Origin of the sequence: Pseudomonas putida (assembly GCF_002906855.1) — a bacterium.
Classification (GTDB): domain Bacteria; phylum Pseudomonadota; class Gammaproteobacteria; order Pseudomonadales; family Pseudomonadaceae; genus Aquipseudomonas; species Aquipseudomonas putida_N.
Genome location: NZ_MINI01000048.1, coordinates 61,039 through 83,651 on the forward strand (window position 1 = coordinate 61,039; position 22,613 = coordinate 83,651).

The window sequence follows — 22,613 nt, forward strand, 5'->3', positions numbered from 1 at the left end:
AGCCCCTGCCCGGTATTCCCAACGAGGAATACCCGGGCGGGGGCTTTTTTGTCAGAAGGTGTGAAAAACCATCAACCCGCCTTCTGCATCAGGGCTGGCATCGGAAAAGCCCTTGACCGCATACAGTTGGATCTTCCATTCCCGGTTAAGCTTATGGGTCAGGAAAAGGGTCAGCTCCTGGATTTCTGAGCCTGTCGAAACGACTTTCTGCCGCCAGTCGTACGAGGCGCCCGCCGAGGTACCTTTCGCCACAGGAATGGCAAAACCCAGGCTGGTAAAGATCGGATCCCTGAAGTCGCTGTCGGGCGGATCTCCGTATTTCTTCCAGCCCAGGGTTACGAAGCCGGTCACCGGGCCGAATGCCTGAGCGATATCGACCTGGCCGGTATAGTCGTACTCGCCGGTGCCCAGGCACTGTTTTTCATCTGCAGTGGGGAATTTGACCTTGCCGATGAGGTCGAGCATCAGGCCGCCGTCACTGCCGTCGAGCAGTGCATAGTCGGCGCTGGCAACCGTGTCGCCCAGCCCGCTCTCCACCGCATGGCATCCGCCGGGCAAGGGATCGCCATTGGGGCCTACTTCAGGGTTGGTGATACGCAGCCAGGGCACAGTGACCTTGTAGGTCATGGGGCCGGTTTCATACTTGCCGACCACGGGGACGTACCAGATTTCCGAAGTGGTACCCGTGCCATAGTCGCCACTCGAATAGTCCATGCCAATGGAAGCGCTGAAAGTATCGGCCTGGACAGACGCACCGGTACAGGACAGCAAACAGGCGAAAAGAGGGAGCGTAGGTCTCATCTGCACCTCGGGTTCCGTCGGGAAGCGTGATCGGACTTACCCAGCCTAGTTGCCTAATGCCCGGACCGCTCCGGATGCTCTACTTTTTCGACCTTCTCGACTTTTTCTACCGTTTCGGGCTTTTCGACTCTCTCTACCTTTTCAACTTTTTCCACTTTTTCCACTTTCTCGACTTTTTCAGGCTTTTCGACCTTTTCGACCTTTTCGACTTTTTCCACCTTCTCGACTTTCTCAGGCCTTTCGACCTTCTCTACTTTCTCCACCTTTTCGACTTTCTCGGGCTTTTCGACTTTCTCTACTTTCTCGACCTTTTCCACCTTCTGGACTTTTTCGAGCTCTACTTTTTCAACATGCTCGACCTTCTCCACCCGATCGGAGCTGCCACTGTTGCTGGTCTCGCGTTGCTCCACGTTGTCGACATGCCGTGACTTCCCAGACCTGTCTTCACTTTCAAAGGTGTCATGGCCACTGGAGTCGCTGGTCGAACTCCGTCCACTGTGATCCTCACTGTCTTCGCGGCGGCTGCTGGAGGCCCCACGCTCACCTTGGTCACTGCTGCTCGAGCTGCCCGAACCGCTGGTACCGTGCTCGCTCTGACGCCCGGAATGCCCTCTGTCCGAACGGTCGTCGCGGTCATCATCGAACTCGATGCGGGAGGCCCGTAGCTCGTGCGTGGCACTGAATACCCCGCTTACTCGCACCCGTTGGTCAAGTGCAATTGCAGCAGGCTGGTTACCGACGATCACGGTATCCTGCCCCAGCGTCACGTTGATGCCGCCGACGACCAGCTGGCGCGCCTGGGTGCGCTGCACCAGCCCCTCGATCACCGCAGTCTGCACCCTGCCAGCAAACGGCAGGCTCGGGTCAGGGCGGGTTTGTGCGACTTCCAGCTGGTTCCCGGTCCATTGGCCGCGCACCAGCATTTCCCGCGCCGGCGCCACGCGGGTCCCCAGCTTCAGCCCCTGCAGGCTGCCGGGGCGATCGACAGTACCGATGGCGCTGGCCTCCCTGAGCCCTGGCGCCCGCTCGATACGGCTAGCCACCACTTCACCTGCCGCATCGCGCAGGCCGCTGACCCTGACCGGTTCGCCTGGGCGCAGCCCTTCAGCCACGCGCGCCCCGGCGGCAAGGCGCACAGGTTGACCCATGACCCGCAGTGGCCCCGCAGCATTCGGCAGTGCCGTCAGCGGCCCCTCGTAAACGTTGAGAATCGCGATGCGCCCGGCTTGCAGGCCACGCTGTGTGCCATAGGCCTCCACCGCGACAACCTGGCCGATCGCCAGATGAGCGGTGCTGGCAGGGGCACCATTTTCACTCACCGGTACATCCTTGCCGTAGTGCACTTCCTGGCCATTGACGCAGATTGAAGCAAATCCGGTGATGGTGCCGACGATCCCCGTGCCCCCGGTACCGCCTGGGCGCTGGATCGGGGCTCCGCTGCCGCCCACGCCACCGTGGCCGCGATCGATGAAAGTACCGTCTACCCCCTCTGCCACCGCGCCGGTACCACCCGTTCCGCCAGGGCGCTGCTGGAGCGGCGCCCCCGTGCCACCCACCCCGCCGTTGTCACTACGCACGCCGGTTCCGCCAACACCGCCGGTTCTGGCGCCTGTACCACCGGTGCCGCCCGGGAACTGCAAGCCCGCAGCCCCAGCCATACCCACTTCATCACGGCTGACACAAACCGGTGCTGCAACCACCTCGGCAGGCGCCACCAGGCTCAGCCCGAAACCCAGGGCGAGTGCGACGAGGCTGAGGCAGCGCGCGAGGGGGGTCATGAGTCGGCAGTCTTCGACGAATCGGGGTCGGTGGCTTCAGTGTAGAAATACAGCCCCACGGTAATGCGCTGGCGTTCCTCGTGGCGTGGCACGTCGGTGTTTTCCAGCTCGGCGGCCAACCGGCTGAATTCCAGCAAGGTTTGCATGCCGTCCTTGGAGACCGCTTCACGCAGCGTGCCGACGCTGGCCGAGGTCAGGGCATCGTAGTGCACGCTGCGTTCGAAAAACGGCAGGCCTTCGCCGCTGAGGTTGTGCACCGCTGCGCAGGCGTGGTCATGTAGGTTGTGGCCAAAATACGCGGCTTTCTCTTCGAAGCCCTTCTGCGGCACGAATGCCTGGGCTTCGAGGTGAACGCAATCCTGATCATCGAGGCGAACGATACCCAGGCGCAGCCACTCATCCAGTACCACCCGCCCGCGGATGTCGGTGCTGATTTTCGCCACCAGGGCATCGAATGAGCAATCGCCGCCAACGCTGGCCAGCCTTGGCAGCGCCAACGCCTGCCCGGCCTCGGAGCAGAACGGTGGGCTGGTGGTCCATACATTCACCAGCTGCGCACCCAAGGTAATGTTTTCCGGCAGCTCAGCGTCAGTTGCGTCATTTTCACTTCGCAGCCGCCGGACATCCTTGCGATGCACGCCGGTAAGCAGGCTGATGCGGCTGTCTGTCGGCACCTTGTCGCCCAGGCGAAACTCGCGAAGAGCCACATCGACGAAGACTTCCTTTAGTACGTCGGTGAACATCGTGTAGGTCACCCCTTTGCGCAGCATCAGGCGCACCAGGGGGCGCATGACCCTGCGCAGTGCGCTCAACATGGAAGGGGGGATAGAGGGCGATTGCATGGAGCGCATTCCTTGACAGTTGAACCCAGCATACGGCGCGGGAAAACATCCCGCACCAACTGTAACTACTTCCCACCAGAATGAGAAAAAGCTGTCAGCGCACACTGCAAACGCGTGATAAGGCTGCACCGCCCGAGACTCGCTCATACAAAACCCGTTCCCTGGGCCTTGTATGGGCTGTTCACTGCCAATCAGCTCCTGCTGTTGTCATCGCCGACTTCGCCGGCGGCATGAGCACCGCGGTCATCACCCTGTTCGCGACCCAGATGGTTGCCATTATCGTCACCAGGTTCACCACCAACGTGATTGCCATGATCGTCGCCAGGTTCACCGCCAACATGATTGCCATGATCATCACCGGGCTCACCGCCAACGTGATTGCCATGGTCATCACCCCTTTCAGCATGGTTGCTGCTGCGTCCGGAGTTTGAGGTGCCATCGTGACCCTGGCCTGCTTCACCATGGCCGCTGCCACTGTTGCCGGCATGGCCGCCGCTGCCACTACCGCCGTGGCCGCCACCGCTGCCGCTTCCACCGCCACCACCGCCGTGGCCACCACCACCGCCACCGCTTCCACCGCCGCCACCGTGACCGCCGCCACCACCACCGCCGCCGCCATCCTTGGCATAGGCGCTGGAGCCATGAGAAATCGCGTCTGGAACCAATACGATGGCCGTCGACAGCACGCCTGCAACGGCAACTGCCAGTAGAGCCCTTTTGAACAGCATGTGGATTTGCATTTTCCGTCTCCAGGTCTTCGCCATGAGAACGCCAAATCAAGCCGGGAATCTGTTGTAAGTTATTTCTTTTCTTGGCGTGGGAATTTTTCCCACGCCTAATTAATAGACCTCTACGCCTCAGCCTTCAAGGCGCGCACGGAAAAGCCGACCAGTGGTTGGCCTGCTATGTTTTCTCTATCGCCATGGAGGAACACCAGCATGCATTCGGCTCTCACACTGCAAACCCCGCGCTACAGCGACTACGGCGAGCTGGTGCAGATCTGGGAAGACTCGGTGCGGGCGACTCATGACTTCCTGCCCGAGGCCTACATCGTGTTGCTGCGCGAGCAGGTGCTGCGCCGCTACCTCGACGCAGTGATGCTGATCTGCTGCAAGGATCGCCAGCGCATCTGTGGCTTTGCCGGAGTCGCCAACGGCTACGTGCACATGCTGTTCGTCGCACCGGACTATCGCGGCAAGGGTGTTGGCAGGCGCCTGCTGCGTTGTGCGATCGATGAATTGAATGCCGAACGCCTGGACGTCAACGAACAGAACCCGCAAGCCCTGGGCTTCTACTTGCACGAAGGCTTCGAAGTAGTCGGCCGCTCAGAAACGGATGGCTTGGGGCAGCCCTATCCCCTTCTGCACATGAGGCTGATTCCTACAGCGTCTTAAGGCGGCGTCCGAATATGCCGTGGTCTGCGTCCAAAACGGCGCATTTGACACAGATTCCCATCATCAACCGCGCACAGGCAGGTACAATGTAGGTCTTTCCCTGCCTTGCGAATTGCCCCATGTCCGAACCCGTCCGCCTGTCCAAACGCCTCATCGAGCAGCTTGGTTGCTCCCGCCGCGAGGCCGAGCAGTACATCGAAGGAGGCTGGGTCACGGTCGATGGGGTGGTAGTCGAGCAACCTCAGTTCAAAGTCGACGACCAGCGCGTCGAACTGCTGCCGGGAGCACGCACCGAGGCACTGGACCCCGTCACCCTGCTGATGCACCAAGCGGCCGGTGTCGACAGCGAAACCGCCCGCGCCAGCATGAACATGGGCAACCTCAGCGAGGCCCACCGCGAAGGCGTACGGCCCCTGCACGGGCACTTTGCCCGCCTGACCTGCCTGGCGCCGCTGGAACGTGGTGCCACCGGCCTACAGGTGTTCACCCAGGACTGGCGCGTCACCCGCAAGATCGACGCCGACCTGCGCCGCCTGGAGCAGGAATACATCATCGAAGTGCGCGGTGAGACCACGCCTCAGGCCTTGGAGCGCCTGGCGCGCGGTGCGACGCGCAATGACCGGGAACTACCCAAGGCCAAGGCCAGCTGGCAGAACGAGACCCACTTGCGCCTGGTCGTGAAAAACCCGCAACCCGGGCACATCAGCGAGCTGTGTGCCTACCTGCGCCTGGAAGTGCTAGGCATGCGCCGCATTCGCCTGGGCGGTGTATCGATGGGCAAGCTGCCCGTGGGGCAGTGGCGTTACCTGGCAGCCACCGAACGTTTCTAAGCAATACGCCACGCTCCGGCGTGGCTACTGAACAGGATTTTGCAGCAATGAACCACAACGATGTCCTGCGCAGCTTGCGCTACATGCTCAAGGTGAACGACGCCAAGATGGCCGAAATCATCGCGCTGTCCGGCCTCGAAGTTAACCCGATCGTGCTCGCCACCTACTTGAAGAAGGAAGACGAAGCCGGTTTCGTGCGTTGCCCGGAGCGGGTCATGGCGCACTTCCTTGACGGCCTGGTGATCCACCGCCGCGGCAAGGACGATAGCCGCCCACCACAGCCGGTCGAACTGCCGGTGACCAACAACACCATCCTGAAAAAACTGCGGGTGGCCTTCGAGCTCAAGGAAGAAGACCTGCACGCCATCCTCAAGACGGTAAATTTCCCGGTGTCCAAGCCTGAACTCAGCGCGCTGTTCCGCAAGGTCGGGCATGACAACTATCGCCCGTGTGGCGACCAGCTGCTGCGCAACTTCCTCAAGGGCCTGACCCTGCGCGTGCGCGGCTGAGTGGCCATGCAGCATACGGTTGCACCGGTCGGCATAGTCCGCTCCTGCTTCAAGGAGAAGTTTGCCATCCCGCGCCAGCCGCAGCTGGCGCCAGCTGCCCGCGGGGTGCTGGAACTGCTGCCGCCGTTCGATCAGGGCGATGCGGTGGCCGGGCTGGAGCAGGTCAGCCATGTCTGGTTGCTGTTCCTGTTCCACCAGGCCCTGGAAGACAAACCGCGCCTGAAAGTGCGCCCGCCACGCCTGGGCGGCAACAAGAGCATGGGCGTGTTCGCCACCCGCGCCACCCATCGCCCCAACGGCATCGGCCAATCGGTGGTACGCCTGGAGGGTGTGGAGCCAGGGCGCCTGTTGCTGTCCGGGATTGACCTGCTGGACGGTACGCCGGTCCTGGACATCAAACCCTACGTCCCCTACGCCGACAGCGTTGCCGGGGCAAGCAACCTGATGGCCAGTGATGCGCCGCTCGCTATTGCCGTTGGCTGGAGCGACACTGCCTTGCCCCAGGCCCACGCACATGGGCTGCGCCTTGGCGAGCCGCTGGTGGAACTGATCGAGCAATGCCTGGCGCAGGACCCGCGCCCAGCCTATCAGGTGCCACCACCGGAGCGGGTGTACGGGGTGAAGTTCTGGGATGTGCAGGTCCGCTGGCATTACCCGCAACCGGATCAGATCCAAGTGCTGGAAGTCGTACGGGAAGGCTGAAAATCACCTCCTTGCAGGCATAAAAAAACGCAGACCCAGGTCTGCGTTTTTTGTTGCTGCATTCGTCTTATTTCTCGACGAATGCACGCTCGATCAGGTAGTCACCCGGCTCGCGCATGCGCGGGGAGACCTTCAGGCCGAAGCTGTCGAGCACTTCGCTGGTTTCGTCGAGCATGCTCGGGCTGCCGCAGATCATCGCGCGGTCGTCTTCCGGGTTGATCGGTGGCAGGCCGATATCGCTGAACAGCTTGCCGCTGCGCATCAGGTCGGTCAGGCGGCCCTGGTTCTCGAACGGCTCGCGGGTCACGGTCGGGTAGTAGATCAGCTTGTCACGGACCGACTCACCGAAGAACTCGTTCTGCGGCAGGTGCTCGGTAATAAACTCGCGGTAGGCCACTTCGTTGACGTAACGCACACCGTGAACCAGGATCACTTTTTCAAAGCGCTCGTAGGTTTCCGGGTCCTGGATGACGCTCATGAACGGCGCCAGGCCGGTACCTGTGCTCAGCAGGTACAGGTGCTTGCCCGGTTTCAGATCATCGAGGACCAGGGTACCGGTTGGCTTCTTGCTGATGATGATCTCGTCGCCTTCCTTCAGGTGCTGCAGCTGCGAGGTCAGCGGGCCATCCGGGACCTTGATGCTGAAGAACTCCAGGTGCTCTTCCCAGTTCGGCGAAGCGATGGAATAGGCGCGCATGAGCGGACGGCCGCTTTCCTGCTGCAGGCCGATCATCACGAACTGACCGTTCTCGAAGCGCAGACCCGGGTCGCGGGTGCACTTGAAGCTGAACAGGGTGTCGTTCCAGTGGTGCACACTGAGGACACGTTCGTGGTTCATGTTGCTCATCGATGGGGCTCCTGAAGAAAACGCAGCGCGCAAGACGCGCAGTTGCGCGATAGTTTAGGGGCAGCGAGAATATCTGTTAACTGAATTATCAAGATATGTGTTATCGGTTATATAGATATGCGATTTACACTTCGTCAGCTCCAGGTATTCGTCGCCGTGGCCCAGCACCAGAGTGTGTCGCGGGCTGCCAGCGTGCTCGCGCTTTCACAGTCGGCGGCGAGCACCTCCATTACTGAACTTGAGCGGCAATCGAGCTGCCAGCTGTTTGACCGCGCCGGCAAGCGCCTGGCGCTCAATGCCCTGGGCCATCAGTTGCTGCCCCAAGCCGTCGCCCTGCTCGACCAGGCCAAGGAAATCGAAGACCTGCTCAACGGCAAGTCCGGCTTCGGTTCGCTGGCGGTCGGTGCCACGCTGACCATCGGCAATTACCTGGCCACTCTGCTGATCGGCAGCTTCATGCAGGTACACCCGGAGAGCCAGGTCAAGCTGCATGTGCAGAACACCGCGCATATCGTGCACCAGGTTGCGCAATACGAAATTGATCTGGGTCTGATCGAAGGTGACTGCAACCACCCGGACCTGGAGGTGCAGCCATGGGTCGAAGACGAGCTGGTGGTGTTCTGTGCACCGCAACACCCACTGGCCAAGGCCGGACGCGCCGATGTCGAAGCTCTGTCGCAGGAGGCCTGGATCTTGCGCGAACAGGGTTCCGGCACACGCCTGACCTTCGACCAGGCCATGCGCCATCACCGCACCAGCCTGAACATCCGCCTGGAGCTGGAGCACACCGAGGCGATCAAGCGTGCCGTGGAGTCGGGCCTGGGTATCGGCTGTATTTCCCGCCTGGCCCTGCGCGATGCCTTCCGCCGCGGCAGCCTGGTACCGGTGGAGACGCCGGAGCTGGACCTGATGCGCCAGTTCTACTTCATCTGGCACAAGCAGAAGTACCAGACCTCGGCTATGCGTGAATTCCTGGAGCTGTGCCGCAACTTCACTGCGGGCTTTACCCGCAGTGACGAGATCGTCTTGCCGCCGATCGCTTAAAGCAGAATCACACCCCACACCAGCGCGACCATGGTCAACGCTACCAGTTGCGCGGCGCTGCCCATGTCCTTGGCGTTCTTCGACAACGGGTGGCGCTCCAGCGAGATGCGGTCGATGGCTGCTTCCACTGCCGAGTTGAACAGCTCGACGATCAGGCCGAGCAGGCAGACGGCGATCATGATTGCCCGCTCGGCACGGCTGACCGGCAGCCAGAAGGCGATCGGGATCAGCAGCACGTTGAGCAGTACCAGCTGGCGGAATGCGGCCTCACCCTTGAAGGCGGCGCGCAGGCCGTCCAGCGAATAGCCGGCGGCGTTGAAGATGCGTTTCAGGCCGGTCTGGCCTTTGAATGGCGATGTCATGTGAGTCACTTCACAACAGAAAGGCCAGCAGACTAGTGCGGCACGGGTCAAAAAAGCGTGAATCCAGGCGTTGTCAGTTGCTGGCAACCGATTCAAGTTGTTGCAGCAACAGCGCCGCCTGGGTGCGGGTGCGCACGCCCAGCTTGCGGAAGATAGCGGTTACATGGGCCTTGATGGTCGCTTCCGAAACACTCAGTTCATAGGCGATCTGCTTGTTCAGCAAACCTTCGCAGACCATGGTCAACACGCGGAACTGCTGTGGGGTGAGGCTGGCCAGGCCTTCGCTGGCTGCCTTGGCCTCGGCCGAGACATCGACCTTCTCGAAGGCTTGCGGTGGCCACCAGACATCGCCGTCGAGCACTTTTCTCACGGCATCCTGAATGACTTCAAGGCCGCTGGACTTCGGAATGAAGCCGCTGGCACCGAACTCGCGGGACTTGACCACCACGGCGGCCTCTTCCTGCGCCGAGACCATTACCACCGGAATTTGCGGGTACTGGCCGCGTAGCAGGACCAGCCCGGAGAAGCCATAGGCACCCGGCATGTTCAGGTCCAGCAGGACCAGGTCCCAGTCGGCTTTTTCGCTCAGGCGGGTTTCCAGTTCGGCGATGCTCGCCACTTCAACCAAGCGCACGTCGGCGCCCAGGCCGAGGGTAACGGCCTGGCGCAGAGCGCTGCGAAACAGCGGGTGGTCATCGGCTATCAGGATTTCGTATGTGGCCATCGATCTATGGATCCTGTTCTGTGCCAGGCGCATGCGGGGTAGTGAAACGCCTGGCGGGGAATCGGCGCCAAGGATGCCGAGCACGGCCGGAGGTGGTCAAGCCAACTACCCTGCCGCCTCGCCCGCCCTGGCTGCCAGCCCCGTCATTATGAACCAAAGTGAGACGTATGCCCCTTGGACTATAGGAAGGTATGCAAACGCTGGTGGGTGTCGTCCTGATCATCCAGCGGCAGGCGACGCTTGCCACTGAGATAATGCAGGCTGAACACATCGAGATAAGCATCCAGCGCCTGGGAAGCCTGGTTGTCACCCGCCAGGTCCAGGCACATGGCAGCGACTTCGGCGGTGCAGAAATGATCGTCGCGCTTGGACCGGCGCAGGCGATAGCGCGACATCTGCTCGGCTTGCAGGCTCAGCACCGGGAAGCGATCGAGATACGGGCTCTTGCGGAACATCTTGCGGGCTTCGGTCCAGGTGGCGTCGAGCAGGATGAACAACGGGCGCTTGCCGGGTTCCCGGACGACCTCGCTGACCACCCGCTCCTCGGCGACGAATTCGCCGGGGAAAACGATGTAGGGCTGCCACCGCGGGTCGTCGAGCAACGCCAGCAGGCCTTCGTCCACCGAGGTGCGCAGCCAGCCAAAGGCGCTTGTGTCTTCGATCAGGTCGGCGATCAGCCAGCCGGTGTTGGTCGGCTTCAATGGCTCGGTGTCATGCATGATCAGGCACACGCCGGAGTCGGCTTGCACCTTGGGCTTCCACGCACACAGGCAATGGGTGGCAATCACCCGGCAATCGGGGCAACGCTCGGCGCGTGAACCACGGGCAATGAAAGGTTTGATGCTGCGTGCCAGGCGCTCGGCACGCAGGCGTGCTACCGCGTGGCTCATGCTGGCAAGCCTGTGGACGGGTTGTGACTGGACACTGCAAGGACTCGGAAGGTGCAAAACGCCAGTCTATCAGAGCAGGCGCCATTTGGCCGTGCAGCGCAACCAACCGGTACTTTATAATCGACGCCATTGGCCACCGTGAATTTGCCTGCGCTGCTGCGGGTTTCATGGAACGCCCGCCACCGGCGCATGTCAAAGCGCCAGTCATCGAACCAGGAGAGATTCATGCTGCGTCTTATCGTCCCGACCCTGAGCCTGCTGCTCACCCTGCCACTGGCAGCCCAGGCTGCCTCCAAGCAGGAGTTCGAGCTCAACAAGCTGCTGCAGAAGGTCGCCACGGAAAGCAGTGTCGGCACCCCTCGCGCCATCAACGAAGACATTCTCGATCAGGGCTATACCGTTGAAGGCAAGGCGCTGGTCAACCACCTCAGCGTACGTGCCGAGCATGCCGCACGCATGCAGCAGAACCCGGCGCAAGTTCGCAGCCAGCTGGGCGACAGCGTGTGCCGCAACAGTGGTTTCCGTAACCTGATGTCCAAAGGTGCGGTGATGGTCTATCGCTTCAGCGTATACAAGACCAACCAGCCGGTCATGGACCAGGCCTTCGATGCTGCCAGCTGCACCGCTGGCAACAAGAAGAAGTGACTAGGTAACCCGCTCCCCCTCGGCGCGCCGCGGCTCTTCGTCGGCGCGCATCTCTGCCAGCAGTGCCTGCAGGTAGCGTGACTGGCATTCAAGCGCTGCCAACCTGCGACGGCACTCGGCTTCCAGGCTCACATGGTGATCCTGGGCTGCATGTTCCAGCTGCTGATAGAGCTGCCGGTCTACCTCGATGACCAAGCGATGCATACCGCCACCTCCTGCATCGACACGTTTCGCTTCTCCAGTTAACCAAACCCTCGTCAGGGCTGGTCACAGGCCGACGAGTGGCCACCGTATTCACGCCTGCACGATCAGGTGCAACGGTCTAGATTGATAGCGAAGGCCCGAAAACGACACGCCGGACAGACACTCCTGCACCACGGTCTTGAAGGCCTACTGCAATGCTCGAAATGCACGCTCGAGTCACGGCAGCCAGCGACACACGTAGTGTCGCGGCCGAGCCACAGCATTGGCCCGGTCAGAGGTTTTGCTGCAGAAGGAGACGTTGAATGCCTTACCAATCGAATGAACACCTGTTCAATCACTTCAGGGACCACGGCATCGACCTGAGCAAGATCGACCAGCAGCTGCAACTGGTCGCGCCGGGCAGCCCCAACCTGCCGCTGTATCGCGACATGATGCTCACGGTCTTGCGCATGGCCCATGACGACAGCGATCGCTGGAGCGCCAAGATCACCCTGCAGGCCCTACGCGAACTGGATCACTCGTTCCGCATGCTCCAACAATACCGGGGGCGACGCAAAGTCACCGTATTCGGCTCGGCACGCACCCCCATGGAACACCCGATGTATGCCCTGGCTCGCGAGCTGGGGGCGACCCTCGCCCGCTCCGAACTGATGGTCATTACCGGGGCCGGCGGCGGCATTATGGCGGCGGCCCACGAAGGGGCAGGCAGTGACCACAGCTTGGGTTTCAACATCACCCTGCCCTTCGAGCAACATGCCAATGCCACGGTGGATGGCACCGACAAGCTGCTGCCCTTCCACTTCTTCTTCATTCGCAAGCTGTTCTTCGTCAAGGAAGCCGATGCACTGGTGCTCTGCCCGGGCGGTTTCGGCACCCTGGATGAAGCACTTGAAGTATTGACGCTTATCCAGACCGGCAAAAGCCCACTGGTACCGGTGGTACTGCTGGACTCACCGGGCGGCACGTTCTGGCGCGACTGCCTGGCGTTCATCAGCCGCCAGCTCGAAGAAAATCGCTACATCCTGCCCAGCGACCTGAAGCTGCTGCGCCTGGTGCATAGCGCCGATGAGGCCGTCGAGGAAATCAACCAGTTCTACAGCAACTACCACTCCAGCCGCTGGCTGAAGAATCAGTTCGTGATCCGCATGCACCATCGGCTCAGCGAGGCCGCACTGCATGATATTCAGGAGGGGTTTGCCGACTTGCGCCTGAGTGGCCGGTATCACCAACACGCCGACAGCGGTGCCGAACACGAGGTGGGCAACTTCAGCCATCTGACGCGGCTGACGTTTGCCTTCAATGGTCGTGACCAGGGGCGACTGCGGGAATTGGTCGATTTCATCAACTTGCCGGAAAACTGGGCCAAACCGGAGCCAATGCATACGACCCAGCGGGCTCGGGAGGCGTTGAAGGTCAGCTGAAGGGTAATTTTCGTGATAAAGCAAATGGCCTCATCGCTGGCGTGCCAGCGATGAGGCCATTTGACTAGTAATCATCCAGATCCCGGCCGCTGAGCAACCTACCGATCATGTCCATGGGGAAACCGCGGTAGGCAAGAAACCGGGTCTGCTGGGCGCGACTTCGAGGGTCCTGAGGGCGAAGCCCTGCGAACTTGCGATGCCAGGTATCTTGCAGCAGCGCTGCCCAATCCACTTCGCTGTCACGCAGGGCCTGCTCGATATCACTTCGATTCAGCCCGCGCTGGCCAAGCTCCTCGCGAATACGCGCAGGACCATAGCCGGAACCGGAACGGTACCGGATGAAACTCTCGAGATAACGGGCTTCGCTAAGCAGCCCTTCATCGGCGAGCCGATCGAGCGCTGGCTCGATCAGTTCATCCGGGGCACCGCGCTGACGCAACTTGCGCGTCAGCTCGACGCGACCATGCTCGCGGCGCGCGAGCAGGTCCATGGCTGTCCGCCTGACGGCGACGGGGGTGTCGAGTACGGCGGACATACCAGCTGCTATCAATAACCGGCGTCGGCGTCAGCCATGTCGTCGGCATCGGCTTCAGCGGCAGCGGCAGCGGCCTTGCCGGCTTCAGCAACAGCACCGGCCTTGAGCAGTTTCTCGCGAATCTGCTTCTCGATCTCGGCACCAATGGCCGGGTTCTCCGCCAGGTACTTGGCTGCGTTGGCCTTGCCCTGGCCGATCTTGTTGCCTTGGTAGGCGTACCAGGCACCGGACTTCTCTACCAGGCCTTGAGAAACACCCAGGTCGATGATTTCGCCGTTGCGGTAGATGCCCTTGCCGTAAAGGATCTGGAACTCGGCCTGACGGAACGGAGGCGAGACCTTGTTCTTGACGATCTTGACGCGGGTTTCGCTGCCGACCACTTCGTCGCCTTCCTTGACCGCGCCGGTACGGCGGATGTCCAGGCGCACCGAGGCGTAGAACTTCAGGGCGTTACCACCGGTGGTGGTTTCCGGGCTACCGAACATCACACCGATCTTCATGCGGATCTGGTTGATGAAGATGACCAGGCAGTTGGCGTTCTTGATGTTACCGGTGATCTTGCGCAGTGCCTGAGACATCAGACGGGCCTGCAGGCCGACGTGCATGTCGCCCATTTCGCCTTCGATCTCGGCCTTTGGCACCAGTGCAGCCACGGAGTCGACGATGATTACGTCAACGGCGTTGGAGCGCACCAGCATGTCGGTGATTTCCAGGGCCTGTTCGCCGGTGTCCGGCTGCGAGACCAGCAGGTCGTCGACGTTGACGCCCAGCTTGCCGGCGTATTCAGGGTCGAGGGCGTGTTCGGCGTCGACGAAGGCGCAAGTTGCACCGTTCTTCTGAGCTTCGGCGATGACCGACAGGGTCAGCGTGGTTTTACCCGAGGATTCCGGGCCGTAGATTTCGACGATACGGCCTTTTGGCAGACCGCCGATGCCGAGCGCGATGTCCAGGCCCAGGGAACCGGTGGAAATGGCCGGGATGCCCTGGCGCTCGTGATCGCCCATGCGCATGACCGCGCCTTTGCCGAATTGGCGTTCGATTTGACCCAGGGCCGCAGCCAAGGCGCGCTTCTTGTTGTCGTCCATTGAAATCCTCACGTGTTCGACTTGGCCCTGACGGCCGGAATACCTGTATAAGTAGCCAGTATTATTCCACAGGCTGGCGCGCGCGCAAACCCCTGTCGTCGATTTACTCGGCGCCAAGCTGTAACAAGCCGTCTAACGCGGCGATCACCGTTTGTCGGCGCACGGCTTCGCGGTCACCGTCGAAGTGCCGACGTTCGCTGGTTACCTGCTCGCCATCGGCCCAGGCTAGCCAAACGGTCCCCACCGGCTTGGCCGGCGAACCACCGTCGGGCCCGGCCACGCCACTGACGGCCACGGCAAACCGTGCACCACTGGCGGCCCGGGCGCCCCGAACCATGGCCTCGACTACCTCCTGGCTGACCGCACCAACCTCGGCGAACAGCGCATGGGGCACGTTCAGCTGGCGGGTTTTCTGGGCATTGGAATAGGTCACGTAACCGGCCTCGAACCAGGCCGAGCTGCCGGGCACCCGGGTGATGGCCTCGGCGATGCCACCGCCAGTGCAGGATTCGGCGGTGGTCACCTGGGAGTTAAAGCGGCGCAGGTGTTCGCCGAGACGGGTGGCGAGAACGGTGATCGGGTCCATGACAGGCTCCTCGTAGAAACTGGCCATCACCCTATCAGGCCCCTGAATGCACGATCAATTGTTGGCGCGATGCTGCACCAACAACCACAACGGGTAGTGAATGAACACCAGATAGACCGCCAGCAGCAGATACTCGAGCATCACCATGAACAGGGCCGCAAAGACCGGAAAGAGCACACGGCTTTCACCAAATATGCGGTATTTGGGCTTATCGGCATACCGTATCGCTCACTCCCTGCGGCAAGTTCAGGGCGCAGGCCGCCCCAGGTAAGCGCCATGTTCTTCTAAAAACCTGCCCTTGAAAATCAAGCGGGTCGAACGCTTCGCAGAGCGACGGGACGAGCGCGCGTCACGACCCGCTGCCAAACGGTTCAACACAACACCTTTCGCGCCCGCGCCCAGAGCTTCAGGCGGCTTTCCAAACCATTCAGCCCACCATTGATATGGCGCGTGATGCGGTTGAACTCGCCCCGATCAGCCAAGGCATTGAGCCCATGTGAATACCAATACCATCCCGCCGACTCGCAGGCCCAGCGCGGCAGTTCGAGCAGCTGCGGCTGCACCAGCAAACGCTCGTCGCCGAACAGCGCACGGCTGCAGGCCTCGTAGTTGTTGCGCCCGGTAATCTGGATCAGGCCACGCCCACAATAGAACTGGCCATCGCCGTCTGCCTGCAACGTATTACCCAGGCGCAGTGCCAAGCTGCCAGTGTCGTAGCGGGCCAGATAGTGGTCACTACCCAGCTCGGTCACATAGCGCAACTCGCCGGACTCATGGCCGACCTGGGCGATGAACGCCGCCATACGCCTGGGTTTGTCAATTTCCCAGCGAGGCAAGGCAACATTCAGCGCAGCAAGAAAAATATCTGCGACGGGACGGGCGTTTGGCAAGATCTGTAGTAATTGCGATTCAGTGAGCATGTCTGTCGCTCCTTTTTGATAGTGTTCATTCATGCATATCCCTCTTGGCGCTAGTCGGCTCGAGTGCTGTCGCGCAAGCCCAGGCGCCGGATTGCCCAGCGCTCATACAGCCGCATGGCGACATCGGCCCCCCCCACCGCAGTCATGCAGCCAAATGCACTGGCCGCCCAGATCGACAGACCACCGGCATACAACAGCATTACCGCCGACACGCCACAAACCATGCACGCTCCGGAACGCAGCACCAGCCGTCGCAGCAGCGCCCACCCCGTGGCACCGGCCTTGTCGGCCCGCCACATCTCGCCGCACAAGCCGCCCAGCAATGCCAGGCCAATTACCAGCCAGAGCGGCATGTCCAGTAACGCTTGATGCTCGATCGTCACTGCTCTGCCTCCTGTGTAGTTGCCAAACCTCTGAGCAATCGAAGCCTGCCCATCGGCGCCTGTGTAACAACCGGTTTCCGCCCGGCTTGAGATACAGGCTATGCATTAATGCATATGCTGTCAATGCATTCGCTCACATTTATATGCACTGGATTTTGCTGAAATGCATGCAGGCCATGCACGGCCTGATGTGTAGGGATTTTCTGCAGACGAAAAAAAACCCGCCGAAGCGGGTTCTTGGAAGCGGGCTTGTCAGCGAGCGTACATGCCCCACCAGAACACATGCCCAAGCAGGCTGATCTGCTCGTCCTGCATCTGCTGGAAGCTGTAGTCCTCGTCGGGGTGTTCATCGCGGTTGAAACTGCGCAGGCGGATGCCGGTAGGCAGGCGATAGACCTGCTTCACCCGCAGCTGGCCGTTATGATTGATGGCGTAGAGGTCGCCATCGATGATGTCGCCGATCGAGCATTTGCCGGTGTTCACGCCAACCGTCGCACCATCGCGCAGCACCGGCAGCATGCTGTTGCCGCGCACGGTCACGCACTTGGCCTGGTCGAATTGCACACCATTGTGACGCAAGCTGCGCTTGCCGAATCGCAGCCGCGCACGCTCGCTCTCTTCGATGACGAATCTTCCTGATCCTGCTGCCAATTCGACCTCGCGAAGGAAAGGTACCGACACCTCGTCATCCTCGACGGGGGTTTCATCGTCCCACAGGCTGATGTCGCTGAGGTCCGCATGGCCGTGGGCCGGCAACGCGGTTTCGCGTGACTCGCCGAGCTCGGCACGGCCGCGCAACTGCTCGGTGCTCACGCCGAAGTAGTCGGCGATCTTCGACACGTGCTTGTCGGAAGGGTCGACGATCTTGCCGCCGAGAATCCGCGACAAAGTGGATTGAGGGACACCCGTGCGCCGGTACAGCTCCGTCGGGGACAGGCCGTGGCGGTCGAGCAGTTCTCTGAGTACGGTGGCTACGTTGCGTTTTTGCATAACATGCATAATGCAGGCATGCGCCGGCAAATGCAATGCACCTGACTGCACACGCATGCCCCATGGCCGGCGCCTGCATCTGGTTGAAAAAGCCTGTACCATTGCCGGTTTCACAATCGCCAACCAGATCACCCGCTGTAAGGCCCTGAATGTCTGATCTTTCCGCACACACACCAATTGTGCTGCAGTAGGAACAGGAAAAGGCGCCCAAGCCCCACAGTATTAGGGCTTGGGCGCTTTTTTTCATCCAGGCATAAACCTATGCATGGGCATAGATTGGCATTGAATGGCGCATGGTTTGCCCCATTATTGCCCCAAGGATAGACCCGACTTCGTCCACGTAGGCCGAACCGGCCTTGCACTGATCCTGCCTAAACAAGGGATAGGGATTTGAACCCGCCCAGCTCACACCAGAGGCCGTACAGGGCCCGAAAACGGTGCCCAAGCGTCCGCATTGGCAGACCTGATGCGGCCTAATCCGACCCTAAATTTGCCCTAAATTTGCCCTAAAAATCCCCTCCCCTACATAAGAGACCGACATGAACCCCCTGATGAATGCTTCGACCTTCGCTCAATTGACCTTCACGTTAAGATTTTTCCGAATCACACGACTACACTGAGCACGCTCTACTAGCTCAGCATACCCCCTGTAATCAATACATTTTCGTTACGTGACCACCGAAATTTTCTTATAAGTGCGGACGCGTTGGAGACTCCATGAAAGCACCTGGCGAAGAAATACTAGGCAAACTGTGGGACACATTAGCAGATAAAGGCATGGGCTCCCTGTTAAGGCCTTCGCAAATACGCCGAGAGGAACGTGCCAGAACCGAAGGTAAAGTTCATAACCTCCTCAGTTTGGCTCAGGCAGAAAAATACGCAGAAGAAATCAAAGCGGGGCTCGCAACCTACCAGCAAGATGGAAAGCTCAAATACCTTGGATCTCTTGACACGGATGAGACCGAGCGAGATTCAAATGGGCGCATAGAGCCATCATTGAGCTTTGATTTTACCCCTATTAAGCTCAAGGCAGATGCTGACATTCTTCGAAAAGAGATCAACGAAACAAAGGCCATAATTTTCGCCGAAGAAATATTAACCAACACCTCCACCGACGAGCCTGTCAACAGTAAACCAATTGACGATGAGTGGCTCTTTCTGTGGAGAGAAAACGCCGGGAAAACCTCCAATGAAGATATCCAAAGACTTTGGGGCAGCGTCCTAGCTGGAGAAATAAAGTCCCCTGGAAGCTACTCATTTAGGACGCTTGAATTCTTGAAAGGAATTACTCGTGAAGAGGCAAATATCATACAGTCTGTAGCACCATATGTCTGGGAAAATGGCTTTATATGGCGCAATCTCAATGTTCTTGAACAGCATGGGGTATCATATGAATCCCTACTTGACCTTCAAGCCCTAGGAATTCTCATGGGCGTAGACTCCGAAAATGTCTCGATGTATTTCGAAAGTGTATTTTCCGATAAGTATTTGTTCACCATAAAATGTCATAACAGGATGCTAGCCTTCCAACATGCAGACCCCAAACAACGACTTACAATGCCCGCCATACGACTTACCAGCATTGGGAAGCAAGTTATCAAACTAGAACACACCGTTGCAAAGGATGATTTTATGGCGGAATACGCACTGCTGTACAAAGAGCAAAATTTCACTGCCCTGCTTGGAGACTTTGAGGTAGTCTATGAAAATGACATGCCAACACATTTCAAGGGAATCAATATGGTATCAATTTATTAAAAACTCGAAGGTAACGTTTTAGAATGCCGCTGGGCAATGCGTTAGATTCATTTAGCATCGCTGCCCGCACTACAGGGCTTAGTAACCAGAGGCATTACAACCTCGATTACGCTGCTTTGAAGACAAGAAAAGGCGATCGAGAAATTTTGATCGCCCTCTTCGCAAGCGAAGCATACCAGTATGAATTCCAACACCTTGATTAGAAATTAAAATATCGGCTCATAATTTATCCGATAGTAGCTCGAATCCGCTCGAGCCTGGAAGATTTTGACTCTTGGCCAGCTGCATTTATCACTTAGAACACTCTCTATACGTGACCGCGTACTTTCAGTAGCCCGTGCACCTATGACAACCGCAGTTACGGCATCCGAGGGAAACTCAAAAAGATGGACATCGCCGATCGGTGTTTCTATTACAGAACTAGCATTGTTCGCCTTCTGCAAGATACGCCACTCCTTCTCATACCCCCATTCTATTCCTTTAGTGAGATAGGCGCTTTCGACGCTCATAGCCCCAGCAATTCCGGACGGGCGGCACTCAGAATACACTATCTTATTAAGCGAACCCGGCCCATAGGAATTGACAGCGACAGTATTAAAGAACGTATGACCAGCGTCAAATCCGACCACAAACCCAGTATGATCTGCAGCGTAATGAGCCCACATCAAAAGGCTATTAACTTCTTCGGAAAGCGATAGAGCCACAACTGAGTCCTGCAAATGTGACTCTAAGGCTGCGCGATACCCTCTTGCATGCTCTATGTAATGACCATTAGGATCTGGATCAATTAGTGAGATTGAACTCAGGGTAAAGGACGGGTCTGCAGCGATCGAACGCCGCACATGATCCAAAAAGGCCTCCTTCAAATGCGGAAGATGCAAATCTTGCGGCCTAGCCTGAACAAAATATTTACGGGCCCCCACCGGATTTAATTCATTACTATCAATGAAGCTAGGCAAACAATCGAAGGGATCATTAAATCGAGAAGGCTTAGAATATGCTAGAACTCTAGCCTCGAGCACATCGACTCTTTCCGGCCGCAAATATTTGAACAAGTGCATGAATCAAATCCCTTTCGCGATAAAGCCCTGAGGCGTAGACGGAGAATGCTACCTCATGAGCAGCAGCTCCGACCAGCACTAGACCGGCCACACGAATTACCGCCTCATTGCTAGAAAAACTCATCAATATAAGCTTTTAGCAAACGGTCTAAAATCGGCTCTCGCGGATATACGCTTGGCAAGCCCTGAGGGCGATTAATCCTCTGTCTCCTTCATCGGTGATGGCGATAATTCGTCGAGAATGCGCCTGGTCAAGCTGGGCGCGTACGGCGCCATGAACCACGCTTCCGGTGCCGGTGGCTTCTCGCACCCCACTGTCACAACCCGAGGCGGCGAACGCTCCGGCGTCGACAAGGACTGACAGCCGCAGATCAGAGGTAGCAAGCCGGTCACGCAGGCGAGCTTGAGTTTGTTGAGCATCTTCCATCTCCTTCCAATGTAAGTGCTCCATGAACCCCACATTCAAAGCGCTTACCTGATGCCCGATGCTGTGCTCCCGATTTCCTTCTGGAGCCAGCCCTGCATGATGCGCCCCGACAGCTCTCAGACTACGAAGCCTTGCTGCCATGGAACTGCTCGCCAGAGATACCACGGTAAGCTGAGGCCCTATCTTTTAGAAGGTGGGGTTCATGGATCGCACTCCTTCCAATGCGTTTGTGCCTGGCCCTGCAGGCGGGCTTCCAGGGCGCGCCGCGCCTCTTGTTGTTCAGCCAGTTGATCAAGCGCTGCTGCCGCCGCCTTCTCCCGCTCCAGGCCGTGTGCGCGATCCTTCTCCGCCAACTGCTTGCCGAAGTCACCGGCCTGATCAGCGAGCTGCGCCTTGTAGGCGTTGGCCTGCCACACCCAGGCTGCCCGGGCGCCGCCAGCGCTGGCGACCAACAGCAGCGCTACGGCGACCAGGCGGGTGGCCCATGCATTCACTGCAGCACCTCAAGCGCTCGTTCATAGAAGGCCTTGCGTTCTTCCAGGCCGTTGGTACCGCCGTTGATACGCTTCGTGATGGCCAAGATGTCACCCTTGTCGGCCAAGCTGTTCAGGCCTTCCTTCTGCCAGTACCAGCCGGCCGACAGGGATGCATAGACAGGCTGCTCGAGCAGATCCGGGGTGTTGAGTAGCCGGCTGTCACCGAACAGGGCCTCGCTACAGGCTTCGTAGTTGAACCGACCCGTGACCTGAATGAGCCCACGGCCCCGATAGAATTGGCCATCGCCGTCTGCAGCAGGCGTATTGCCCAAGCGCTGGGCCAGACGGCCGGTATCGTACTTCGACAGGTACTTGTCATTGCCAAGCTCACGCACGTACTGCAGTTGGCCCGACTCATGCCCCACCTGGGCAAGGAACGCGGCCATGCGCAGGCGCGTGATGATGGCGTACTTGCCCATGGTTGCGTTGAGGCCAGGAACAAAAACGCCGGCTTTACGGCCGGCGCTGGGGAGGATGCGCAGCAGCTGCTGCTCTGTAATCGGCATTCGGTTTTCTCCAGGTACAAAAAAGCCCGCACTAGGCGGGCTTGAAACCTATTGGCAGGGTTAGTAGAGAGTTTTGGACAAGTAGCGGTCGACCAAGGCCAGCTCGCTGTCAGACAGCGCGCTGTTGAAGCCCATCGGCGAACGCATCAAGCAAGGCGGCGAAGTAGGCGTTGCAGTGGTAGTGACCAGGCCCCCCATAACCAGGCCTGGAGCAAGGCTTAGAGTCTTCAACGCATCATTGGTCAGCTTGGCTTGCTGCACCCCATTGACGTACAGCGTCATGGTACCGACCGCGCGGTCGTACTTGAGGATCAAGCGCAGCCATGCGGTGCGGCTCAACAGAGGGCCAAGGTAGTCGGCAAACTGGGTGGACAGGCTGGTGGTACCAATGCGGAACTTGCCAGCCGAGGACGCCAGGAACCAGTAGCTTTGCCCAGATCCAGGCAACACCGAACTGCTGGCAGGCGCACAGGTCAGTTCATCGTTGATCGCGCAGAGGTTCATGGCGATAGTGAAAGACCCGGCCGTGCTGAAACTGTCATCTTTGAGTACAGCGCCGGCAGTACCCTGGGACAGCGCCTGCGAGCCGTCGAACGCGCCAACCAAACGCGACGAGGTGGCCGAGCCATTCAAGGGGATTTTGTTACCCGTAACGCGATCTTCGAAACCGAGATCATCGGCGCTTGCGCCCCAGCCAGCAGTTGCCGCCCACAGCTTCAACGGGGTCAGGTTGGCGATGCTGATTTCATCCTGGGTGACATCGAGCTGTGGCAGACCGGGAATGTCGAGGGTACCGGCCAGCTGAATAATTTGACGTACGGTCATGGTGATTG

The 22,613-nt window shown here is 59.4% G+C and carries 29 protein-coding genes and 1 pseudogene; 10 read left to right on the forward strand and 20 right to left on the reverse strand.

The window, feature by feature from the left end; all coding sequences use genetic code 11:
• Nucleotides 1-51 precede the first annotated feature (51 nt).
• The 3 genes from BGP85_RS22770 to BGP85_RS22780 are packed head-to-tail and all read right to left on the reverse strand — an operon-like array spanning nucleotide 52 to nucleotide 3,421.
• Nucleotides 52-801, reverse strand: coding sequence for a hypothetical protein (locus BGP85_RS22770; protein ID WP_103445292.1), 750 nt, complete (start codon nucleotides 799-801; stop codon nucleotides 52-54).
• Between the two features lie 53 nt (nucleotides 802-854).
• Complete coding sequence (locus tag BGP85_RS22775) at nucleotides 855-2,579, reverse strand: DUF5666 domain-containing protein (protein WP_103445293.1); 1,725 nt, start codon at nucleotides 2,577-2,579, stop codon at nucleotides 855-857.
• Nucleotides 2,576-3,421 (reverse strand): DUF6502 family protein, encoded by an 846-nt coding sequence (locus BGP85_RS22780; RefSeq protein ID WP_103445294.1) that lies wholly within the window; start codon nucleotides 3,419-3,421, stop codon nucleotides 2,576-2,578. The genes BGP85_RS22775 and BGP85_RS22780 overlap by 4 nt, the downstream gene beginning before the upstream one ends.
• A gap of 230 nt (nucleotides 3,422-3,651) precedes the next feature.
• Here BGP85_RS22780 and BGP85_RS29680 point away from each other — a divergent pair, with 230 nt between their 5' ends.
• The 6 genes from BGP85_RS29680 (at nucleotide 3,652) to tsaA (ending at nucleotide 6,856) form a co-directional block, all read left to right on the forward strand.
• Nucleotides 3,652-3,852, forward strand: a complete 201-nt coding sequence (locus BGP85_RS29680; protein WP_103466600.1) for a hypothetical protein — start codon at nucleotides 3,652-3,654, stop codon at nucleotides 3,850-3,852.
• Between the two features lie 9 nt (nucleotides 3,853-3,861).
• Entirely contained in the window at nucleotides 3,862-4,131 is a 270-nt protein-coding gene (locus BGP85_RS29685) for a hypothetical protein (protein ID WP_181005073.1), read from the forward strand.
• A gap of 228 nt (nucleotides 4,132-4,359) precedes the next feature.
• Nucleotides 4,360-4,815 (forward strand): GNAT family N-acetyltransferase, encoded by a 456-nt coding sequence (locus BGP85_RS22795; protein WP_103445295.1) that lies wholly within the window; start codon nucleotides 4,360-4,362, stop codon nucleotides 4,813-4,815.
• Between the two features lie 119 nt (nucleotides 4,816-4,934).
• Nucleotides 4,935-5,645, forward strand: a complete 711-nt coding sequence (locus BGP85_RS22800; RefSeq protein ID WP_103445296.1) for an rRNA pseudouridine synthase — start codon at nucleotides 4,935-4,937, stop codon at nucleotides 5,643-5,645.
• A 47-nt stretch (nucleotides 5,646-5,692) separates the two neighbouring features.
• Complete coding sequence (locus tag BGP85_RS22805; RefSeq protein WP_103445297.1) at nucleotides 5,693-6,154, forward strand: YehS family protein; 462 nt, start codon at nucleotides 5,693-5,695, stop codon at nucleotides 6,152-6,154.
• Between the two features lie 6 nt (nucleotides 6,155-6,160).
• Nucleotides 6,161-6,856: a tRNA (N6-threonylcarbamoyladenosine(37)-N6)-methyltransferase TrmO gene (gene tsaA, locus BGP85_RS22810; RefSeq protein ID WP_103445298.1), complete on the forward strand. Its 696-nt coding sequence runs from the start codon at nucleotides 6,161-6,163 to the stop codon at nucleotides 6,854-6,856.
• A gap of 67 nt (nucleotides 6,857-6,923) precedes the next feature.
• On the opposite strand, the gene fpr is transcribed toward tsaA, so the two are convergent.
• Nucleotides 6,924-7,703, reverse strand: coding sequence for a ferredoxin-NADP reductase (gene fpr, locus BGP85_RS22815; RefSeq protein WP_060510139.1), 780 nt, complete (start codon nucleotides 7,701-7,703; stop codon nucleotides 6,924-6,926).
• Between the two features lie 117 nt (nucleotides 7,704-7,820).
• Between fpr and finR the strand changes: the two genes are divergently transcribed.
• Nucleotides 7,821-8,747 (forward strand): LysR family transcriptional regulator FinR, encoded by a 927-nt coding sequence (finR, locus tag BGP85_RS22820; protein ID WP_103445299.1) that lies wholly within the window; start codon nucleotides 7,821-7,823, stop codon nucleotides 8,745-8,747.
• On the opposite strand, the gene BGP85_RS22825 is transcribed toward finR, so the two are convergent.
• From BGP85_RS22825 to BGP85_RS22835, 3 genes are all read right to left on the reverse strand, one after another.
• Nucleotides 8,744-9,109, reverse strand: a complete 366-nt coding sequence (locus BGP85_RS22825) for a diacylglycerol kinase (RefSeq protein WP_010952700.1) — start codon at nucleotides 9,107-9,109, stop codon at nucleotides 8,744-8,746. The genes finR and BGP85_RS22825 overlap by 4 nt on opposite strands.
• A gap of 73 nt (nucleotides 9,110-9,182) precedes the next feature.
• Nucleotides 9,183-9,833, reverse strand: coding sequence for a response regulator transcription factor ErdR (erdR, locus tag BGP85_RS22830; protein WP_103445300.1), 651 nt, complete (start codon nucleotides 9,831-9,833; stop codon nucleotides 9,183-9,185).
• Between the two features lie 179 nt (nucleotides 9,834-10,012).
• Nucleotides 10,013-10,723 carry a tRNA-uridine aminocarboxypropyltransferase gene (locus tag BGP85_RS22835; RefSeq protein ID WP_103445301.1) on the reverse strand — a complete coding sequence of 237 codons (711 nt, stop codon included), beginning with the start codon at nucleotides 10,721-10,723 and terminating at the stop codon, nucleotides 10,013-10,015.
• A gap of 225 nt (nucleotides 10,724-10,948) precedes the next feature.
• On the opposite strand from BGP85_RS22835, the gene BGP85_RS22840 reads away from it, so the two are divergent.
• Nucleotides 10,949-11,368: a quorum-sensing-regulated virulence factor family protein gene (locus BGP85_RS22840; RefSeq protein ID WP_085675646.1), complete on the forward strand. Its 420-nt coding sequence runs from the start codon at nucleotides 10,949-10,951 to the stop codon at nucleotides 11,366-11,368.
• On the opposite strand, the gene BGP85_RS22845 is transcribed toward BGP85_RS22840, so the two are convergent.
• On the reverse strand, nucleotides 11,369-11,572 hold the full coding sequence (locus BGP85_RS22845; RefSeq protein ID WP_103445302.1) for a hypothetical protein: 204 nt from the start codon (nucleotides 11,570-11,572) through the stop codon (nucleotides 11,369-11,371). It abuts the gene before it with no gap.
• A gap of 302 nt (nucleotides 11,573-11,874) precedes the next feature.
• On the opposite strand from BGP85_RS22845, the gene BGP85_RS22850 reads away from it, so the two are divergent.
• Complete coding sequence (locus BGP85_RS22850; protein WP_103445303.1) at nucleotides 11,875-12,993, forward strand: LOG family protein; 1,119 nt, start codon at nucleotides 11,875-11,877, stop codon at nucleotides 12,991-12,993.
• 64 nt (nucleotides 12,994-13,057) lie between these two features.
• On the opposite strand, the gene recX is transcribed toward BGP85_RS22850, so the two are convergent.
• The 7 genes from recX to BGP85_RS22880 form a co-directional block, all read right to left on the reverse strand.
• Nucleotides 13,058-13,528, reverse strand: a complete 471-nt coding sequence (gene recX / locus BGP85_RS22855) for a recombination regulator RecX (RefSeq protein ID WP_103445304.1) — start codon at nucleotides 13,526-13,528, stop codon at nucleotides 13,058-13,060.
• Nucleotides 13,529-13,539: 11 nt separating this feature from the next.
• Nucleotides 13,540-14,613, reverse strand: a complete 1,074-nt coding sequence (gene recA / locus BGP85_RS22860) for a recombinase RecA (RefSeq protein WP_103445305.1) — start codon at nucleotides 14,611-14,613, stop codon at nucleotides 13,540-13,542.
• A gap of 103 nt (nucleotides 14,614-14,716) precedes the next feature.
• Nucleotides 14,717-15,199, reverse strand: coding sequence for a CinA family protein (locus BGP85_RS22865; protein ID WP_103445306.1), 483 nt, complete (start codon nucleotides 15,197-15,199; stop codon nucleotides 14,717-14,719).
• 54 nt (nucleotides 15,200-15,253) lie between these two features.
• The gene (locus tag BGP85_RS29365) at nucleotides 15,254-15,376 is read right to left on the reverse strand and encodes a hypothetical protein (RefSeq protein WP_258035820.1); all 123 of its coding nucleotides are present in this window, start codon (nucleotides 15,374-15,376) and stop codon (nucleotides 15,254-15,256) included.
• A gap of 194 nt (nucleotides 15,377-15,570) precedes the next feature.
• Nucleotides 15,571-16,119 (reverse strand): glycoside hydrolase family 19 protein, encoded by a 549-nt coding sequence (locus BGP85_RS22870; protein ID WP_103445307.1) that lies wholly within the window; start codon nucleotides 16,117-16,119, stop codon nucleotides 15,571-15,573.
• Between the two features lie 50 nt (nucleotides 16,120-16,169).
• Complete coding sequence (locus BGP85_RS22875; protein WP_103445308.1) at nucleotides 16,170-16,502, reverse strand: phage holin family protein; 333 nt, start codon at nucleotides 16,500-16,502, stop codon at nucleotides 16,170-16,172.
• 252 nt (nucleotides 16,503-16,754) lie between these two features.
• On the reverse strand, nucleotides 16,755-17,501 hold the full coding sequence (locus BGP85_RS22880) for a LexA family transcriptional regulator (protein ID WP_103445309.1): 747 nt from the start codon (nucleotides 17,499-17,501) through the stop codon (nucleotides 16,755-16,757).
• 708 nt (nucleotides 17,502-18,209) lie between these two features.
• On the opposite strand from BGP85_RS22880, the gene BGP85_RS22885 reads away from it, so the two are divergent.
• Complete coding sequence (locus BGP85_RS22885; RefSeq protein ID WP_060495306.1) at nucleotides 18,210-19,250, forward strand: DUF2806 domain-containing protein; 1,041 nt, start codon at nucleotides 18,210-18,212, stop codon at nucleotides 19,248-19,250.
• 206 nt (nucleotides 19,251-19,456) lie between these two features.
• Here BGP85_RS22885 and BGP85_RS22895 read toward each other — a convergent pair whose 3' ends face one another.
• The 5 genes and pseudogenes from BGP85_RS22895 to BGP85_RS22920 form a co-directional block, all read right to left on the reverse strand.
• Nucleotides 19,457-20,311 (reverse strand): DUF2971 domain-containing protein, encoded by an 855-nt coding sequence (locus tag BGP85_RS22895; RefSeq protein WP_083276563.1) that lies wholly within the window; start codon nucleotides 20,309-20,311, stop codon nucleotides 19,457-19,459.
• 148 nt (nucleotides 20,312-20,459) lie between these two features.
• Nucleotides 20,460-20,750 (reverse strand): annotated as a pseudogene (locus BGP85_RS22900) (lysis protein); the annotation flags it as partial.
• Nucleotides 20,751-20,938: 188 nt separating this feature from the next.
• Nucleotides 20,939-21,232, reverse strand: coding sequence for a hypothetical protein (locus BGP85_RS22910; RefSeq protein WP_258035821.1), 294 nt, complete (start codon nucleotides 21,230-21,232; stop codon nucleotides 20,939-20,941).
• A complete protein-coding gene (locus BGP85_RS22915) occupies nucleotides 21,229-21,780 on the reverse strand; it encodes a glycoside hydrolase family 19 protein (RefSeq protein ID WP_060495060.1) in 552 nt (183 codons plus the stop codon). Before BGP85_RS22915 ends, BGP85_RS22910 begins: the two co-directional genes overlap by 4 nt.
• 60 nt (nucleotides 21,781-21,840) lie before the next feature.
• Complete coding sequence (locus BGP85_RS22920; protein WP_060495059.1) at nucleotides 21,841-22,605, reverse strand: LamG-like jellyroll fold domain-containing protein; 765 nt, start codon at nucleotides 22,603-22,605, stop codon at nucleotides 21,841-21,843.
• Nucleotides 22,606-22,613: the final 8 nt, after the last annotated feature.

Coding starts and splice junctions, on each gene's coding strand:
- BGP85_RS22880 (WP_103445309.1), bottom strand. CDS start 17,501: ATGCATGTTATGCAAAAACGCAACGTAGCCACCGTACTCAGAGAACTG.
- fpr (WP_060510139.1), bottom strand. CDS start 7,703: ATGAGCAACATGAACCACGAACGTGTCCTCAGTGTGCACCACTGGAAC.
- BGP85_RS22845 (WP_103445302.1), bottom strand. CDS start 11,572: ATGCATCGCTTGGTCATCGAGGTAGACCGGCAGCTCTATCAGCAGCTG.
- BGP85_RS22800 (WP_103445296.1), top strand. CDS start 4,935: ATGTCCGAACCCGTCCGCCTGTCCAAACGCCTCATCGAGCAGCTTGGT.
- BGP85_RS22775 (WP_103445293.1), bottom strand. CDS start 2,579: ATGACCCCCCTCGCGCGCTGCCTCAGCCTCGTCGCACTCGCCCTGGGT.
- BGP85_RS29680 (WP_103466600.1), top strand. CDS start 3,652: ATGAGCACCGCGGTCATCACCCTGTTCGCGACCCAGATGGTTGCCATT.
- BGP85_RS22865 (WP_103445306.1), bottom strand. CDS start 15,199: ATGGACCCGATCACCGTTCTCGCCACCCGTCTCGGCGAACACCTGCGC.
- BGP85_RS22885 (WP_060495306.1), top strand. CDS start 18,210: ATGAAAGCACCTGGCGAAGAAATACTAGGCAAACTGTGGGACACATTA.
- recA (WP_103445305.1), bottom strand. CDS start 14,613: ATGGACGACAACAAGAAGCGCGCCTTGGCTGCGGCCCTGGGTCAAATC.
- recX (WP_103445304.1), bottom strand. CDS start 13,528: ATGTCCGCCGTACTCGACACCCCCGTCGCCGTCAGGCGGACAGCCATG.
- BGP85_RS22835 (WP_103445301.1), bottom strand. CDS start 10,723: ATGAGCCACGCGGTAGCACGCCTGCGTGCCGAGCGCCTGGCACGCAGC.
- BGP85_RS22780 (WP_103445294.1), bottom strand. CDS start 3,421: ATGCAATCGCCCTCTATCCCCCCTTCCATGTTGAGCGCACTGCGCAGG.
- BGP85_RS22920 (WP_060495059.1), bottom strand. CDS start 22,605: ATGACCGTACGTCAAATTATTCAGCTGGCCGGTACCCTCGACATTCCC.
- BGP85_RS22915 (WP_060495060.1), bottom strand. CDS start 21,780: ATGCCGATTACAGAGCAGCAGCTGCTGCGCATCCTCCCCAGCGCCGGC.
- BGP85_RS22850 (WP_103445303.1), top strand. CDS start 11,875: ATGCCTTACCAATCGAATGAACACCTGTTCAATCACTTCAGGGACCAC.
- BGP85_RS22895 (WP_083276563.1), bottom strand. CDS start 20,311: ATGCACTTGTTCAAATATTTGCGGCCGGAAAGAGTCGATGTGCTCGAG.
- erdR (WP_103445300.1), bottom strand. CDS start 9,833: ATGGCCACATACGAAATCCTGATAGCCGATGACCACCCGCTGTTTCGC.
- BGP85_RS22805 (WP_103445297.1), top strand. CDS start 5,693: ATGAACCACAACGATGTCCTGCGCAGCTTGCGCTACATGCTCAAGGTG.
- BGP85_RS22840 (WP_085675646.1), top strand. CDS start 10,949: ATGCTGCGTCTTATCGTCCCGACCCTGAGCCTGCTGCTCACCCTGCCA.
- tsaA (WP_103445298.1), top strand. CDS start 6,161: ATGCAGCATACGGTTGCACCGGTCGGCATAGTCCGCTCCTGCTTCAAG.
- BGP85_RS22770 (WP_103445292.1), bottom strand. CDS start 801: ATGAGACCTACGCTCCCTCTTTTCGCCTGTTTGCTGTCCTGTACCGGT.
- BGP85_RS22825 (WP_010952700.1), bottom strand. CDS start 9,109: ATGACATCGCCATTCAAAGGCCAGACCGGCCTGAAACGCATCTTCAAC.
- BGP85_RS22795 (WP_103445295.1), top strand. CDS start 4,360: ATGCATTCGGCTCTCACACTGCAAACCCCGCGCTACAGCGACTACGGC.
- finR (WP_103445299.1), top strand. CDS start 7,821: ATGCGATTTACACTTCGTCAGCTCCAGGTATTCGTCGCCGTGGCCCAG.
- BGP85_RS22870 (WP_103445307.1), bottom strand. CDS start 16,119: ATGCTCACTGAATCGCAATTACTACAGATCTTGCCAAACGCCCGTCCC.